Raw genomic sequence first — 408 nt, 5'->3', positions numbered from 1 at the left:
CTGTTCGCGTAGGACACGGCCGAAGCGGTCCCGGTGACGGCGGTACCGGTCGCAGCGTCGGTGTAGCTGACCTGCTTGCCGACGAGGTTCGCGGCGGCGATGCGCATCTGGAGCGAGAAGTTCTCGTTCCCCGTCGTGGTCTGGTTGGTGATCTGCTCCATCATCGCGAGCTGCGTCTGCTGGCTGATCATCTGGTTGGTGTCCATCGGCGACGACGGGTCCTGGTTCTGCAGCTGCGTGACGAGCAGCTTCATGAACACCTCGGAGTCCATCGTCTGGGACTTCTTGGCGGTCGAGTTCGCGGCGAGGGCCGCGGCCTGGGCAGCCTGGTCCACGCTGCCGGTGATGCCGTCGATTGGCATGGTTGCGTTCCTGTTCGTGAGCCGGTCAGGCGAGGACGTCGAGTCC

1 protein-coding gene is annotated in these 408 nt (G+C 65.0%); it reads right to left on the bottom strand.

Annotation, left to right across the window (positions count from 1 at the left end):
- Positions 1-272, bottom strand: a 272-nt coding sequence (locus tag JWG39_RS17310; protein ID WP_369130659.1) for a flagellar hook assembly protein FlgD, incomplete at its 3' end; no start/stop codon positions are given.
- Positions 273-408: the final 136 nt, after the last annotated feature.

Origin of the sequence: Desulforhopalus vacuolatus (genome assembly GCF_016918505.1) — a bacterium.
In the GTDB taxonomy this organism is placed as follows: domain Bacteria; phylum Desulfobacterota; class Desulfobulbia; order Desulfobulbales; family Desulfocapsaceae; genus Desulforhopalus; species Desulforhopalus vacuolatus.
This window is presented reverse-complemented; position numbering and strand designations above follow the sequence as displayed.